The organism is Pseudomonas sp. CFBP 13710 (assembly GCF_014842235.1).
Lineage (GTDB): Bacteria > Pseudomonadota > Gammaproteobacteria > Pseudomonadales > Pseudomonadaceae > Aquipseudomonas > Aquipseudomonas baltica.
Window position 1 is genome coordinate 836406 of the sequence record NZ_JACYVJ010000001.1, and the last position, 14963, is coordinate 851368.

The window sequence follows — 14963 nt, forward strand, 5'->3', positions numbered from 1 at the left end:
ATCTTCATAGCAACCGCTATGCCATACAGAAAATCCAATAAAATCAGTCCTTCATCTATTCTTAAGAGTCTTTTAGACTCGGTTAAAAAGACCCAAATATGAAAGGCAAGGTCATTTCGACTCAGTCATCACGGGCTCTCCAGGCGCTTCTCCCGCTGCTGAGCGATCTCACTGCGGAGATCAGCGCAGAATACCGTTACCAGCGTGTGCTCGATGCGCTTCGCGAATTGGTACCCACCGATGCCGTCGCCATCCTGCGCCTCGAAGATCACGTTCTGATACCCGAAGCCGCCCATGGGCTGGCGGTGGATGCCATGGCGCGACGGTACCCGGTGGACAGCCATCCGCGCTTGAAAGCGATCGTCGAGGCACCGGGAGCGATATTGTTTGCGCCCGACTGTCCTTATCCGGACCCCTACGACGGCCTGATCGGCGCCAGCGCGTTGCCTGTGCACGACTGCATGGGCTGCGCCCTGCGCATCAACGAGAAAATCTGGGGTGTTCTGACCCTGGACGCGCTGAACGTGGGTCAATTTTCCGAGGACGATCTGCAGACGGTGGAAACCTTCGCGCGCCTGGCCGCCGCTACGGTGGTGGCCGCCGGGCATTTCGACGAGCTGATGCGCACTCTCGAGGGCGAACGCAAGCGAGCCGATGCCTACCGACTGGCCCACCAGGGCGGACCTCAACGGATGATCGGTACCAGTGAGGCATTCAAACAGTTGCTGGGAGAAATCGACCTGGTGGCGCCCAGCGAGCTGACCGTACTCATTACTGGTGAAACGGGCGTTGGCAAAGAACTGGTGGCGCGTCGGCTCCACAGCCACTCTCACCGTGCCGACAAGCCGATGATCAGCGTCAACTGCGCCGCCTTGCCGGAACACCTTGTCGAAAGCGAACTGTTCGGTCACGTCAAAGGCGCGTTTTCAGGCGCCGTCGAGAACCGCCTCGGCAAATTCGAGATGGCCAGTGGGGGCACGCTCTTCCTCGATGAAATCGGCGAGCTGCCGCTGTCGGTGCAGGCCAAGCTGCTGCGGGTGCTGCAAGGCGGTGATGTGCAGCGCGTGGGCTCCGACCGTTCACACGTGGTGGATATTCGTTTGCTGGCCGCGAGCAACCGCGACTTGGCCGAAGAGGTTCGGACAGGTCGATTTCGTGCCGACCTCTATCATCGTCTGACCGTGTACCCGTTGCGCGTGCCGCCACTGCGAGAGCGCAAGGAGGACATCCTTCTTCTGGCAGGCGCGTTCGCCGAGGAAAACCGGTACCGCATGGCACTGCCTCCGGTGCGGTTCGCCGCCCCAGCCAAACAGGCGCTCGGGCAATACGCCTGGCCGGGGAATGTTCGCGAGCTGGAGCACCAGATCGCCAGGGCCGTGTTGAAGGCGAAAAAGCGGGGTTCCGGTTCAGCCCGTAAAGACATGCTCGTTCTGCTGGCAGACGATTTCGACCTTCCGACCACCGCCAGAGTCCTGGAAACCGAGCCCGCGCGTTCAAGCGATTCCGTTCGGTCGATGCCCCTCGACTACAAGGCCGCCGTTGATGACTACAAGAAAGAGCTCCTGGAAAACGCATTGATGCAGCACCGAGGCAATATCACCGCTGCTGCCAAGAGCCTCGGCCTGGATCGCGCCAATCTGGCAAGGCTTGCGGCTCGGCTGGGTGTCAGCGTTCGGCGCGTCTAGGAACGACACCGGCCACCTCATCGTTTGCCGCGCCCAACTACAGGCGCGATGGAACGCTCACCCCCTGACCGTCCACAGCTGCTCGAGCTGCGTCGTATAGCTCTGGCTCATCATCTCCCTACGCATGCCCCAGTCCGGGTTGGTCGGCACCGCTGCTGGGCGCAGCGTGCCCCTGCCCCAGCGACCGTTGACCTGGTCGAGCACCTGCATCAGCCGCTCGGCGGCGGCCGGTTGCGCGCTGGCGAACAGGTCGTCGGTGAACTCGCCGCGCTGACACAGGCCCAGCAAGAGTATTTCCGCTTTGCTGTAGGTGAAGCCGCTGCGAAAGATGAATTCCAAGCCCTGCACCGCCGCCTTGGTCAACAGGCGTACATCGTCGGTGGGGTATGGCAGCTGCACCACCACGCCGTTGGCGTACTTGGCTTCCAGCGGGTTGAGCATGCCGGTGCGCACGCTTACGCGCAGCTGCCGACACAACGAATGCTGCGCCCGCAGTTTTTCCGAAGCGCGCATCACGTAGCTGGCCACCGCCTCGCGGATCGGCGCGATCTCGGTCAGGCGCTTGCCGAACATCCGGCTGCAGCAGATTTCCTGCTTGGGCGGATCGGGGTCTTCGAGCGCCAGGCAGGGCGTGCCGCCCAGTTCACGGGCGGTCTTTTCGATCACCACGCTGAACCGGCTGCGCAACAGCGCAGGGTCGGCGCAGCTCAGGTCCCAGGCGGTAGCGATGTTCATGCCTTGCAGGTGTGCGCTCATCTTGCGCCCGATGCCCCACACATCACTCACCGGGGTGACTTTCAACAGACGATCGCGGCGTCCCGCCTCGCGCAGGTCGAGCACGCCGCCCAGCTGTTTATGCCATTTCTTCGCGGCATGATTGGCCAGCTTGGCCAGGGTCTTGGTACCGGCGATACCCACGCCTACCGGGATGCCAGTGCGCCGGTAGACCTGTTCGCGAATGTCTCGGCCCAGGGCGTCCAGGTCCTGATGCATGCCGGTGAGGTCGGCGAACGCTTCGTCGATGCTGTAGACCTCAAGGGCCGGCACCATGGACTCGATGATGCACATCACCCGTTCGCTGATATCACCGTATAGCGCGTAATTGGAGGAAAACGCCACGATGCCATGCTGGCGCAGCAGGTTCTTGATCTGGAAATACGGCGAGGCCATTTTCACCAGCGCCTTGGCTTCGGCGGACCGAGCGATCACGCAGCCATCGTTGTTGGACAGGACCACGATCGGGGTCTTCGCCAGGTCCGGGCGAAACACCCGCTCGCAGCTGGCGTAGAAGCTGTTGCAGTCGATCAGGGCGAAGACCGGCTCATTCCTTTTCATGGGCGCGTACGCTGAAGGTGACCACGCCCCAGATCAGCAATTCGTCGCCTTCCATGATGTAGCGCGGCGGGTAATCGCGATTGGCCGACTTGAGGATCACCTCGCGACCGCGCTTGTGCAGGCGCTTGCACACCGGTTCGCTGTTCACCGCCGCGATGACGACATGGCCGTGCTCGGCCTCGATCGAGCGATCCACGATCACCAGGTCGCCGCAGAAAATCCCGGCGCCCTGCATGCTGTCGCCCTGGATGCGCACCAAATAGATGTGCGGTGCGCGGATTTCAAGCAGCTCGTCCAGCGAGATGCGCTGTTCCATGTGGTCGGCCGCAGGCGAGGGAAAACCGGCCGGGACCTTGAACGAATACAGCGGATGCGCGGTGCTGCCCTGGGCGAGCGGGCCAAGAATGGTGATCATGGGATTGCCTGGTATTGATACTGTACGAATATACAGTTAACTTTGTAAGAACCTCGAGGTCAACCAAAGACCGCGACAATCTGACGGAGAACACCATGTGTGGTCGCTACTCGATGTACGAAGCGATGGAGGTCTATCTGCGCGAGTTGGCCCCGCGTCAGCAGGTCATCAGCTATGTCGACCCACAGCCGCAGGCACGCTACAACATTGCGCCGACGCAGCGCGCCCTGGTACTGCAGGGTACTGAGCAAGGCTTGCTGATCGATTCGGTGAAATGGGGCTGGGCGCCGTTCTGGGCTCAGGGCAAGCGCCCTGCCCCGATCAACGCCCGGGTCGAAACCGTGGCCACCGGCAAGTTCTTCAAGCAACTGTGGCCCAATGGGCGTGTGTTGGTGCCGGCCAACGGCTGGTACGAGTGGGTCAAGGATGCCGACGACCCGAAAAAGAAGCAGCCGTGGTTCATTCATCTTGCGGACGAGACGCCGATGTTCTTCGCCGCCCTGGCGCAGGTCACGCCTGGGCTTGAGCCTGGTGAAGGTGATGGCTTCGTGATCATCACCGATGCCAGCAATGAAGGCATGGTCGATATCCACGATCGCCGCCCCGTGGTGCTGGCACCGGAGCAGGCGCGGGAATGGCTGGAAGCCGACGTGAGTGCCGAGCGCAGTCTGGAGATCGCCCAGCATGAAGGCCGGCCGGTGGCCGACTTCCGATGGCATACGGTGAGCAAGGCCGTTGGCAATGTGCGCAACCAGGGTGCGGAGCTGATTGCGCCCATTGATGAGGCGTCCTGATGCCGTGCTCGCCGCCTGCTGAACTCAGCCGCTGACGTTGACCGACGAGCCGGGGTCGAGCTGTTCCGTGCCCAGCGCGTGGATCAAGGTGATTGCTCGGGTCGACAACTCACGCAAGTGCACGGTGATCACTTCATCGATACGCGTCACATCCACCCACTGCCCATGAAACTGCACTGCCAGGCTGACGTCGCCCAGACCGGGCGGTGGCGCCGGGAACACCCGCAGCCCTTCCACGGCCGGACACACACCCAGGTAATGTCGCTGCATGACGTCCAAGGCGCCGGACATGGCTGCCAGGTGGACGCCTTCGCGCACGCCGCTGTCGGGCTTGGCGTCCAGATCGGTGCGCAGGCAGTGCTGGTAGTACATCCACGAGGCATCACTGTCGGTATGAGCCAGCGCACCGGCGCAGACGGTTTTAGACAGGCTCGACTCATGAAAGACGTGGCCCAGGTGATAGTCCATGGTGCGCCGCGCGATGTCGTCGTCGAACGGGTAGCGCAAGCGGGCGAACAGGGCGTGCAACTGCTCATTGGACAACAGGTAGAACAGCATGAGGGTGTCGGCCTGCTTGCTGACCTGATAGTGGTCGCAATGATCACCGCGGGCTTCGAGCATCCAGTCCAGGCGTGGGTTGTCCTCGCTTTTCCACTCATCCGGGGCGGGCTGCAATCGTTCGAAGCCCTCGAATTGGTCGAGCACACCGTCGGCAGTGAATGGCAAGAACATGTTGCGGCTGACATGTTCCCAGTGCGATGCCTCGTCGGGACGCAGTGCCAGGCGTTCGACGAGGTCTTCGCGCAGCGCCGTCGGCAATCGCTGCAGCACGTCCAGTGCACGGCACAGCGTCCACACTGCCATCAGGTTGGTGTAGGCGTTGTTGTCCAGGCCCGGTTGCTCGGCATGGGGATAGGCGTTGTGGTATTCGTCGGGGCCGATCACGCCTTCGATGACGTAGCGCTGCCGGGATTCGTCGAAGCGCGCCACGCTGGCCCAGTAGCGCGCGACCTCGATGATCAGGTCGCCGATCTTTCCGGCCAGTTGCTGTTCGTCACCGGTGGCCAGGTACAGCGTCCAGGCGTCATAGGCCACGGCCGAGCCGATGTGACGCTGCAGGTGCGTCGGGTCGGGCACCCAATGGCCGGAAAGTGGGTAGTACTGGAACGGCGGGGTCTGTTCCTCGCCATCGTGGGCGCTGCGCCACGGAAACATTGCGCCGGAACAGCCCAGCCGAGCGGCCCGGCGCCGCGCTGCCGGCAGACGCGCATGGCGATAGTCGAGCAACGAGCTGGCCAGCTGCGGACGGTGGGTGGCGAACAACGGAAAGGCGAACAGCTCGTCCCAGAACACCTGGCCGAAGTAGCCCTCCTGCCAGCCGCGCGCCGGAAACCCCAGGTCATGGCTCATGCTCAGTGGAGAAACCGTCTGCTGGATATGCCAGCCGGCGAACTGCAGGGGGTGGTCGACAGCCGGATCGGCAACGCGGATGCGCCCGTATTCCCACGTGTCCTGCCACGCCTGCTCATGGGCAGCCAGCAATTGCGCATGGCTGGCGTCGGGCAGTGCCGCCATGCTGCTCGACAGTCCGTGAAACTCGTCGTCGACTTGAACGATGACACGCTTTTCCAGTACCAGCGGGCCGTGCTCGGGCCACTCGACATCAGCTTCCTGCACCAGACGGTCGTCCGCCACTTGCCCCTGCCACTGGCACGGGGCGCAGGTCTGCACGGCCACGGCGACCTTGCGCGACGAGTCATCGAGGGTCGCCACGACCCCTGCCCGACCATCTACCAGGTGTTCCCAGCGATGGCTGTGCAAACGGCGCCCTTCGTAGTCACGGTCGCGTTCGATCAGATAATTGCTGCGGCTGTTGTCCAGCGTCGTACGCACGCGCAGGCCGGTCAGCGGTTTCTGGGCACGCAGCTCCCAGCGCAGCACCGCCAGTTGTGCATTGGCGAGGCTGACGAAACGGGTCTCGACGAGTTCGACCGGAACATCGTCCAGCAGCAACGACAGCCGACGGGTCAGAACACCGCGCTGCATGTCGACATGCTGGTGATAGGACTGCAGGGTGTCCGGCCCAAGCTCTAACCACGGCTGGTGATTGAGCGACAGCGTCAAGCCGAAGGGGTCTGGCAGGTTGACCAACGCCGCGGTATGGGTGGTGGTGCCGTTGACCTGGCGTGCGGCATCGTCGTACCAGCCCGCCCGGTACAGGCCGGGGTAATGCCCTTCGGGCTGTGGCACGGCGCAGGCCTCGGGCGAACAGGCGCGCCACGAGATCACGCCGTTGGCCAGGGTGAACAGCGCTTCGCGGCGCTGTTCGTCGTCGAGGTCGAAATGGTCGAAGGCCAGGGAATGGGTCGGGCGATCCTTCATGGGCGTTGCCCACGAGCGTGCAACGGGGCGAGAGCGGTAACCGGCGTAAGCGTCATGCAAGGATTCCTCGAGTGTGCAGGCGTCGATAGTCCTCAATGCAGACCCATGCCGAGGCTCTAGGTTCGGCCTCTTGGGGGGTGCGCAGTGGTTACATCATGTAACGCCGATGGAACTCCAGGGTGGCCTGATTCTTGTGCTTGGCCTCGAACATGATGTCGAAGCGCTCGAGAAACTGCAGCGCGTAGAGGTTGGTCCAGTGGTTCCACATAAGCTCGCTGTGGCCATACAGGTCGCGCTTGGACACCACCTGCAGCAGCGTTTGCATCTCCAGCTTCTGCTCGGCGCTGAAGCCCAGTTCCTGCAGGCGCTCCTGGGGCTGCGAGTAATGCATCACCGGGCGCACGCCGCGCCAGCTGTCGATGATGCGGTCCACGCGGGGATCGTTCGGGTCGATGTAGTCGTTCTCGTTGATCCAGCAGTGGTGGATATCCAGCACCACGGGCGCCAAGTCGGCGAGCTGCAAACAGTCGTCGACGCCGTAGGTTTTCTCTTCGTTCTCGAAGGTGATGCAGTGGCGCGCCACGCTGGACAAGCGCGGCCAGATCGCGCGGATGCCTTCGGCGCCAAGGCGACCGGCGATGTGCACGTTGCACTTGAAGTCCTGGAACTGCACACCGTAACCCATCATGCGGATCATGTCGGCGTGGTACTCGAATTCCGCCAGGCTGTTTTCCACCACCGGTGGCTTGTCCGAGCCCAGCACGCAGAACTGGCCGGGATGGAAAGACAGGCGGATGCCTGAATCGCGTGCCAACTGGCCCATGGCCGCGAAGCGTTCGGCCAGCCACGCCTGGCGCTCGGGCTGCTGGTAGAACGCCGCCACCTGCGGGTGGCTGTAGAACGGCAGCAGGTCGCTGCTCAGGCGCAGCATGCGCATGGCTTCGGGCAGTTGCGCCACATAGTCGAGCAGTTGCAGTTGCGCCTGCAGGTTGTGGCGGACGACCTCTTGAAGCTTTTCGTGAGCCACTTGCGTGGCGACGCTGTTCATCCAGCGCAAGGTGGTGGTGCGGGGGTTGTAGGCGCCCTCGATGAGCTTCAATTCGGCGAGGGTCAGGGCGCGGATCGCGTGTCGGTATTGGCAGGCGAAGCCGATGCGGGGAGTGTTCATTCGAATAAGAGCCTGGCATTCAAGTAGGTAGGTCATAGACAACCGCAGCCAGCGTTCCTCTCTCCTTACCGCTACACAGCCGGGCAAATTGACAGACGCCCTGTGCCACTCTTAATCTGTAGCCAATACATTGTAAATTGGTATTACCAATTCAGCTTGCTCCCGGCAGATCTCCAACAACAATCAGGGAATCCGACCCATGCCAACGAACAGTTCAGTCTGCGCCGTTCTTCACGTCCGGGAGATGGCGCGCCCATGATCATTTCTGCCTCTACCGATTATCGCGCCGCGGCGCAGCGCCGCTTGCCGCCGTTCCTGTTCCACTATATCGACGGCGGCGCTTACGCCGAGCACACCTTGCGACGCAACGTCAGTGACCTGGCGGACATCGCCCTGCGTCAGCGGGTGCTGCGCAACATGTCCGAGCTGAGCCTGGAAACCCAGCTGTTCGGCGAGACTCTGGCCATGCCGGTGGCGCTTGCGCCCATCGGCCTGTGCGGCATGTTCGCCCGTCGTGGCGAGGTGCAGGCGGCCAAGGCGGCGGATGCCAAGGGCATTCCGTTCACCCTGTCGACGGTATCGGTCTGCCCCATCGAAGAGGTCGCACCGGCCATTACCCGGCCGATGTGGTTTCAGCTGTATGTGCTCAAGGACCGCGGCTTCATGAAGAACGCCCTGGAGCGCGCCCGCGCCGCCGGGGTGAAGACGCTGATCTTCACCGTGGACATGCCGGTGCCCGGCGCTCGCTACCGCGATGCGCACTCGGGCATGAGCGGCGCCAACGGGCCGATGCGGCGCATGTGGCAGGCCGTCACGCACCCGGCGTGGGCCTGGGACGTTGGCCTGCACGGTCGTCCGCACGATCTGGGCAATATTTCCACCTACCGCGGCAATCCCACCGGGCTTGCCGACTACATCGGTTGGCTGGGGAGCAACTTCGATCCGTCGATTTCCTGGAAGGATCTGGAGTGGATTCGTGAGTTCTGGGACGGGCCGATGATCATCAAGGGCATTCTGGATCCCGAGGACGCACGCGACGCCGTGAGCTTCGGTGCCGACGGTATCGTGGTGTCCAACCATGGCGGGCGTCAGCTCGACGGCGTGCTGTCCAGCGCACGGGCCTTGCCGGCGATTGCCGATGCGGTGAAGGGCGATCTGGCAATCCTGGCCGATTCGGGGATTCGCAGCGGGCTGGACGTGGTACGGATGATCGCGCTGGGGGCCGACACGGTGCTGCTGGGTCGGGCATTCATCTACGCCCTGGCGGTGGCCGGGGGCGCGGGTGTGAGCAATCTGCTGGGATTGATCGAGAAGGAGATGCGGGTGGCCATGGTGCTGACCGGGGCCAAGTCGATCAGCGAGATCGGTTCGGATTCGCTGGTGCGTTGAGCGATAGGCATCACGGCAGCAGGTGGACCAGTTGCGGGTGCACCGCGTCGGGCTGGACGTCGAGCACCATCAGCGTGACGGGCAGCTTGAAGCGGCGACGGCCGGCACTGCCGGGGTTGATGTACAGGCACTCGCCGCGCCACTGGATCAGCGGTTTGTGCGAATGACCGGTGATGACCAGGCGTGTGTCTTCGCGCAGCGCCGCGGGTACATCGGCGATGTCGTGTACCAACAAGGTGGGCCAGCCTTCTAGCTCGAAATGCAGTACCTCGGCGAGCGAGTCGGCCCAGGCCATGCCGACGTCGTTGTTACCCGACACCACTTGCACCGGGGCAATCGCGGAGAGTTGCTGGACGATGTCGCCCTTGCCGATATCGCCGGCATGAACGATGCGCTCGCAGCCCTGCAATGCCGCCACCGCTTCGGGCCGCAACAGGCCGTGCGTGTCGGAAATGATGCCTACTTTCACTGTCGATATCCTAGGTGAGCTGTGCGGATCTGGACTGTGATCTACCTGGGCAGGTTCCCCCAAGATCATCCATCGACCGCAAAACCTACCGCAATCCTGCCACTACTGAGCGGTGAACCCTTCGCGGCCGGTGACCGCTCCTACGGGGGACCCAATACCTCTGTAGGAGCGGCCAGTGGTCGCGAACAGACGCTGCGGTGGGTCAGGTATCCTGCGTTCAGCCCTTCGCGGCCGCTGACCGCTCCTACGGGGGATCCGACACTTCCGTAGGAGCGGTCAGTGACCGCGAACAGGCGCTGCGGTGTGTCAGGTACAGGGCGATAACGCTACTTGGCTGTGATCACCGCCAATTTAGTGATGCCCGCCTTTTCGATGGAGGCCATGGCCCGCGCCACTTCGCCGTAGTTGACGCCGTCATCGGCCTGCAGCTGCACCCGCACATCAGGATCCTTCTGCCGGGCGTTCTGCAGGTTGACCTGAAGCAGGTCCGGCTGGATTTCGTCCTTGTTGATGAACAGCTTCCCCTGCCCGTCGATGCTGACCACCAGCGGATCCTTCTGCTCGGCAGGCGCCACCGCTTCGGTCTTGGGCAGGTTGATCGGGATCGAATTGGTCAGCAACGGCGCGGTGACGATGAACACCACCAACAACACCAGCATGACATCCACCAGCGGCGTCACGTTGATCTCGCTGAGCACTTCGTCCGTGTCCTGAGTCGAAAAGGCCATGTCAGGATGCCTCCTTCACTTTGTGGCCGGAAGCCGCAGCACCACTGCGAGCCAACGCCGGATGTTGCAGTACGCGGAAGGAGTGCTTCTGCGCCAGGCTGTAGAAGTCATGGGCGAAGTCATCGAGGTCTGCCGCGGTCAGCTTCAGGCGCCGCAGGAAATAGTTGTAGACCAGCACCGCCGGCACCGCGACGGCAATCCCCACGCCGGTCGCCACCAAGGCTGCGCCGATGGGACCTGCCACGGTTTCCAGACTGGCCGAACCGGCTGCGCTGATGCCCTTGAGCGCCGACATGATCCCCCACACCGTGCCGAACAAGCCGATGAAAGGCGAGGTGCTGCCGATGCTGGCCAGTACCGCAAGGCCAGTCTCCAGCGAGCGCCGCTCACGCACGATTTGCTGACGCAGGGCACGCTCCAGCCGATCCTGATGATTGATGGCCTGGCTCAGATCGGTGTGCGCCTGCTCGTTGACCTGAATGGCGGCATAGCCCGACTGCGCGACACGGGCCGCTGCACCGGGTTGTTCCTGCGCCAGGTGGGCGGCCGAATCGAGGCTGGAAGCGGCCCAGAACTGCTTGTGAAACTTGCGATCCTGGCCCTTGAGCCGGGCGAACTGCAGCCCTTTGAGCAAGGCCAGGCCCCAGGTGGCAACGGAGAACAGGATGAGCAGCCAGATGACCGAGTGCTCGACGGAAGTGAATGGCGATTCTGTCAGAAGATTCATGGTGAGGCTCTCTGTGGCAAGGCAATAAGTAATGCGACGCGCCTTTGGTCAGGTAGCCCGCTTGGTGCAAGAAAAGTTGTTCAGCGCAGTTTGAAATCGATCGGCACACTGACCCAGCCGTCGACTGGGTCGGAGCCCCGTTTGGCCGGGACGAAGCTCCAGCGTTTCACCGCTGCCAGCGCAGCGTCGTCCAACTGGGTGCGACCACTGCTGGTCTGTACCTGAACCTCGCTGGGCTTGCCGCTGGCCAGCACGTGAACGCGCAATAGCACGGTCCCTTCCCAGTTGCGGCGCATGGCCAGGGCCGGATATTCAGGCGCCGGATTGTGCAGGTAGCCGGCATTGGCCGAGGCCGGTGTCACCGGTTGCGGCGCAGGGGGTGCAGGCGGCGTGGGCGGCGTCGGTGCGGCCACGGGTTGCGGCGGCGCAGGCGGTTGCACGACCGGTTTGGGCACAGGCTTTGGCACCGGTTTCTTGACCACGGGCTGGGGTTTGGGCTTGGGCGGCGGCGGTGGTGCTGGCTTGGCCGCCAGTTCATCCTCGACAGGCGGTGGCGGCTCGACAACCGGTGCGACCGGTTCGGGCGGTGGCGGCGGCGTCTCCACCACCGGCGGTGGCGCTGGCTGCGAAAACTCGATCGTCATGGGTGGAATTTCCGGCGGCACTGTAGGCAGCACCGGTGTCGGGGTCTGACTGATCCAATAGATCACCGCCCCATGCAGCACCAGCGCGAACACCCCCAGCAGCACGCCCTCGCGACGACCGAGGATACGCTTCGGCGCACGTTGCAGACGCAGCTCGCCCAAGGGCTCGCGGAACACCCGGCCCAGGTCGAGCACATCGCCGGGTACCGGATGCCACCGCACCTCCAGGGCGGCCTTGAGGTTATTCATCAGTTACTCCTGTTGACGGGTGATCGTGAAGAGACAAGTCCAATCGGCCTCTTCGGCGGGCGAATGATGGTCAAACTCGACGGGTTCGAAAAGTAATTGTTTGTTATCCCAAACTGCCTATCTGGCATAAGGGAAAGTTTGTGATTTAGCGCGTGCAATTCACTGTTGACTGCAGAACAGCTGAACAACTTAGCTGTTGCGCAGGCAACAACGGGTTGATTCGAGAAATATTCATTTCTCCAGCAGAATTAACCAGTTGCGCTTTACCGACAACGACCTTGCAAGCCGAGCAGGTGCATCGACGGACCGTCACGTTTTTTACGTCACGACATAAGCTAATGCTCATAAGGTATTTAACGATCATTTTTTATATCCTTTAGTATCCCCTTCAGTGTCGCAGTGGCTGCCCAGGCAGCGCAGATGTGGCTTTAGATCGACTCATTCTTTTTACCCTGCACTTTGAAGGCGCCGCCATGCAGCTTTTGACACTTCCCCCATCGCCCGCCCTCGCCACCTCCATTCGCGCCACTGCCCAGGTGTTCGAAGACCCGAAGTCCAGGGCCTTGCTGGCGCATCTGGAGCAAGTCGCGCCCAGCGAGGCGAGCGTGCTGATCATCGGTGAAACCGGCACCGGCAAAGAGCTGGTCGCGCGCCATATCCACAACCTCAGTGGGCGGCGTAACAAGCCGTTCGTGGCCGTCAACTGCGGAGCGTTTTCCGAGTCGCTGGTGGAAGCCGAGCTGTTCGGTCACGAAAAAGGCGCGTTCACCGGCGCGCTGACAGCCAAAGCCGGATGGTTCGAGGAGGCCAACGGTGGGACTCTGTTTCTCGATGAAATCGGCGACCTGCCGATGCCCATCCAGGTCAAATTGCTGCGCGTACTGCAAGAGCGCGAAGTGGTACGCCTGGGTTCGCGCAAGAGCATCCCCATTGATGTTCGGGTATTAGCGGCGACCAATGTGCTGCTGGAAAAAGCCATCAATGCCGGCAACTTTCGCGAGGATCTTTATTACCGGCTGGACGTGGTCAACCTGGAGCTGGTGCCATTGCGCGAACGGCCCGGCGATATCATCGCGTTGACCCGGCACTTCCTCGATGTGTACTGCAAGCGTCTGGGCTACAAACAGGCGACGCTGTCACCCGAGGCTGAGCACAAGCTGCTGCACTACAGCTGGCCAGGCAATATTCGCGAACTCGAGAACGTCATTCACCACACCTTGCTGATCTGCCGCAACGGCGTGATCGAGCGCGACGACCTGCGCCTGTCGAACATGCGCATCGAACGTGCCGATGACAGCCCGGCAGTGGACGATTCGGTGGAGGCTTCACTGGATCGGCTGTTCCAGCGGCTGTTCGACGAGCAGGTCGGTGACCTGCACGAGAAAGTCGAGGAGGCCCTGCTGCGCTCGGCCTATCGCTTCAGCCATTGCAACCAGGTGCACACCGCCAACCTGCTGGGCCTGAGCCGCAACGTGACCCGCACCAGGCTGATCAAGATGGGCGAACTGGCGGTGAACAAAAGGCGTGCTGTTTCCGATCAGCCCGATGCTCGGGTGTTCAGGCTGTCAATCTGAACCAGCCACTCGCGGCCGCTGACCGTTCCTGCATACAGAGAAAACCGTAGGAGCGGTCATCGGCCGCGAAAAGGACGTTGCGGTGTAGCAGGCACTGCGCGGTGAAGCCTTCGCGGCCGCTGACCGCTCCTACGGTGGATGTCGGGTCGACTGTCTTTCAGAACAATCCCGAGGTTGGCGGTGGCGTGCCCTTGAGCTGCCAGGTGCCCACCGCTGCGGCCTTCCAGTCGCGAGGGTTGTGGTTGGCCACCGTGCGGGCATTGCGCCAATGCCGGTCCAGGTTGTGACCACGCCCTGTGGCGGAGGCACCGCCCACATCGAATACCCGTTCCGCCGCCTTTAGCGCGCATTCGGCTGCGATGTATTGCGCCTGCGCGACCTCGATCGCCGCCTCATCCACCGCCGCCGGGTCGAGCCCGGCCCCCCAGGCGCGATCGATCGCTTCGGCAGCCTTGAGCACCAACGCCTCGGCAGTATAGGCGCGCGCTGAAATCTCGCCCACGCTCAACGCAACATACGGATCATCCACCGATTGAGCGGCACTGCTGTGCTTGATCGGACGCGCATGATTGCGCGCAAATGTCACTGCATCGTTCAGCGCATTGCGCGCGATCCCGGCCTGCACCGAGGCCAGGAACAACTGCAGGAACGGCGTCACCAGCGTACGCTTGCCCTCTTCCACCGTGCGTGCGCGTACTTCATGGGCATACACCTGCACGTTGTCCAGGCGCGTCGTGCCACTGGCGGTCAAGCGTTGGCCCATGGCATCGAAGTCATCCAGCAGCACCAACCCTTCACGGTCGCGCGGCAGGATGAACGACACGGGCTGGTCGTGCTCGTCCAACGCCACCGCGCTGATCCAGTCGGCGTACAGCGAACCGGTGCTGTAGAACTTGCTGCCGTTGGCGCGGTAGTGGTCGCCTTCGCGCACGATGCGCGCACTGATCGCGCCGTTGACACCGCCTACCTCCCATCCGGCATTGCCCAGCACTGCCCCTTGCAGGTAACGGGCGAACCAGAGCTGACGTTCCTGCTCGGCGCCTTCGGCTCGGGACACCAGCAGCCCTTCGATGAAAGCGAAACCTGGCCGCAGCGCTTGAGCCACATTGGAATCTGCCGAAGCGATGCGCACCAGCAGGCCGATGACGTCCTTGACCGAGCCGCCAGGGCCGCCGTAACGAGCGGGAATACGCAGGGTATAGAGCAACGCCTGGGCAATCTGCGCGACGGCCTCGTAAGGCAGTTGACGATCACGTTCGCGCGCCGCGGCGCCGGCAGCGATGTCCGGCAGCAGTTGCTCCGCGCGTGCCAGCAACTGTGCCACGCTCAGCGGCGCTTCGGGTGCAGTGGAAGGGGTGACTTTCGCAGCTTGAGTCATGAACGGTTCCTGTCTTGAAATGGGTG

Annotated in this window: 13 protein-coding genes; 4 read left to right on the forward strand and 9 right to left on the reverse strand. The window is 62.7% G+C overall.

Translation table 11 applies throughout. From position 1 onward, the window contains the following. Window positions 1-98: 98 nt before the first annotated feature. Window positions 99-1685 (forward strand): nitric oxide reductase transcriptional regulator NorR, encoded by a 1587-nt coding sequence (gene norR / locus IFT44_RS03585; protein ID WP_192137338.1) that lies wholly within the window; start codon window positions 99-101, stop codon window positions 1683-1685. 57 nt (window positions 1686-1742) lie between these two features. Here norR and umuC read toward each other — a convergent pair whose 3' ends face one another. Then, entirely contained in the window at window positions 1743-3020 is a 1278-nt protein-coding gene (gene umuC, locus IFT44_RS03590; RefSeq protein ID WP_192137345.1) for a translesion error-prone DNA polymerase V subunit UmuC, read from the reverse strand. Further along, on the reverse strand, window positions 3007-3435 hold the full coding sequence (locus IFT44_RS03595; RefSeq protein ID WP_122477662.1) for a LexA family protein: 429 nt from the start codon (window positions 3433-3435) through the stop codon (window positions 3007-3009). Before IFT44_RS03595 ends, umuC begins: the two co-directional genes overlap by 14 nt. Window positions 3436-3530: 95 nt before the next feature. Between IFT44_RS03595 and IFT44_RS03600 the strand changes: the two genes are divergently transcribed. Continuing rightward, window positions 3531-4229 carry an SOS response-associated peptidase family protein gene (locus tag IFT44_RS03600; RefSeq protein ID WP_192137347.1) on the forward strand — a complete coding sequence of 233 codons (699 nt, stop codon included), beginning with the start codon at window positions 3531-3533 and terminating at the stop codon, window positions 4227-4229. A 24-nt stretch (window positions 4230-4253) separates the two neighbouring features. On the opposite strand, the gene IFT44_RS03605 is transcribed toward IFT44_RS03600, so the two are convergent. Continuing rightward, a complete protein-coding gene (locus tag IFT44_RS03605) occupies window positions 4254-6611 on the reverse strand; it encodes a glycoside hydrolase family 65 protein (RefSeq protein ID WP_192137349.1) in 2358 nt (785 codons plus the stop codon). Between the two features lie 148 nt (window positions 6612-6759). After that, window positions 6760-7779, reverse strand: coding sequence for a UV DNA damage repair endonuclease UvsE (gene uvsE, locus IFT44_RS03610; protein ID WP_192137351.1), 1020 nt, complete (start codon window positions 7777-7779; stop codon window positions 6760-6762). Window positions 7780-8034: 255 nt separating this feature from the next. On the opposite strand from uvsE, the gene lldD reads away from it, so the two are divergent. After that, window positions 8035-9168, forward strand: coding sequence for an FMN-dependent L-lactate dehydrogenase LldD (lldD, locus tag IFT44_RS03615; protein WP_122477655.1), 1134 nt, complete (start codon window positions 8035-8037; stop codon window positions 9166-9168). Between the two features lie 10 nt (window positions 9169-9178). Here lldD and IFT44_RS03620 read toward each other — a convergent pair whose 3' ends face one another. The 4 genes from IFT44_RS03620 to IFT44_RS03635 form a co-directional block, all read right to left on the reverse strand. Beyond that, the gene (locus IFT44_RS03620; RefSeq protein WP_192175421.1) at window positions 9179-9637 is read right to left on the reverse strand and encodes a YfcE family phosphodiesterase; all 459 of its coding nucleotides are present in this window, start codon (window positions 9635-9637) and stop codon (window positions 9179-9181) included. A gap of 326 nt (window positions 9638-9963) precedes the next feature. Further along, complete coding sequence (locus IFT44_RS03625; RefSeq protein ID WP_122477651.1) at window positions 9964-10365, reverse strand: ExbD/TolR family protein; 402 nt, start codon at window positions 10363-10365, stop codon at window positions 9964-9966. A gap of 1 nt (window position 10366) precedes the next feature. Beyond that, window positions 10367-11092 carry a MotA/TolQ/ExbB proton channel family protein gene (locus IFT44_RS03630; RefSeq protein WP_122477649.1) on the reverse strand — a complete coding sequence of 242 codons (726 nt, stop codon included), beginning with the start codon at window positions 11090-11092 and terminating at the stop codon, window positions 10367-10369. A gap of 80 nt (window positions 11093-11172) precedes the next feature. Next, complete coding sequence (locus IFT44_RS03635) at window positions 11173-11985, reverse strand: energy transducer TonB (RefSeq protein WP_192175422.1); 813 nt, start codon at window positions 11983-11985, stop codon at window positions 11173-11175. A 473-nt stretch (window positions 11986-12458) separates the two neighbouring features. On the opposite strand from IFT44_RS03635, the gene IFT44_RS03640 reads away from it, so the two are divergent. Further along, window positions 12459-13559 (forward strand): sigma-54 interaction domain-containing protein, encoded by a 1101-nt coding sequence (locus tag IFT44_RS03640; protein ID WP_185793169.1) that lies wholly within the window; start codon window positions 12459-12461, stop codon window positions 13557-13559. 157 nt (window positions 13560-13716) lie between these two features. Here the strand turns inward: IFT44_RS03640 and IFT44_RS03645 are convergent, their stop codons facing one another. Further along, window positions 13717-14937, reverse strand: coding sequence for an acyl-CoA dehydrogenase family protein (locus IFT44_RS03645; protein WP_192175423.1), 1221 nt, complete (start codon window positions 14935-14937; stop codon window positions 13717-13719). Between the last annotated feature and the right edge of the window lie 26 nt (window positions 14938-14963).

Bases quoted from the DNA above. Each gene is read 5' to 3' on its own strand.
- IFT44_RS03635 (WP_192175422.1), bottom strand. From the start codon at position 11,985: ATGAATAACCTCAAGGCCGCCCTGGAGGTGCGGTGGCATCCGGTACCC.
- lldD (WP_122477655.1), top strand. From the start codon at position 8,035: ATGATCATTTCTGCCTCTACCGATTATCGCGCCGCGGCGCAGCGCCGC.
- umuC (WP_192137345.1), bottom strand. From the start codon at position 3,020: ATGAAAAGGAATGAGCCGGTCTTCGCCCTGATCGACTGCAACAGCTTC.
- IFT44_RS03630 (WP_122477649.1), bottom strand. From the start codon at position 11,092: ATGAATCTTCTGACAGAATCGCCATTCACTTCCGTCGAGCACTCGGTC.
- IFT44_RS03645 (WP_192175423.1), bottom strand. From the start codon at position 14,937: ATGACTCAAGCTGCGAAAGTCACCCCTTCCACTGCACCCGAAGCGCCG.
- uvsE (WP_192137351.1), bottom strand. From the start codon at position 7,779: ATGAACACTCCCCGCATCGGCTTCGCCTGCCAATACCGACACGCGATC.
- IFT44_RS03605 (WP_192137349.1), bottom strand. From the start codon at position 6,611: ATGAAGGATCGCCCGACCCATTCCCTGGCCTTCGACCATTTCGACCTC.
- IFT44_RS03625 (WP_122477651.1), bottom strand. From the start codon at position 10,365: ATGGCCTTTTCGACTCAGGACACGGACGAAGTGCTCAGCGAGATCAAC.
- IFT44_RS03640 (WP_185793169.1), top strand. From the start codon at position 12,459: ATGCAGCTTTTGACACTTCCCCCATCGCCCGCCCTCGCCACCTCCATT.
- IFT44_RS03600 (WP_192137347.1), top strand. From the start codon at position 3,531: ATGTGTGGTCGCTACTCGATGTACGAAGCGATGGAGGTCTATCTGCGC.
- IFT44_RS03595 (WP_122477662.1), bottom strand. From the start codon at position 3,435: ATGATCACCATTCTTGGCCCGCTCGCCCAGGGCAGCACCGCGCATCCG.
- norR (WP_192137338.1), top strand. From the start codon at position 99: ATGAAAGGCAAGGTCATTTCGACTCAGTCATCACGGGCTCTCCAGGCG.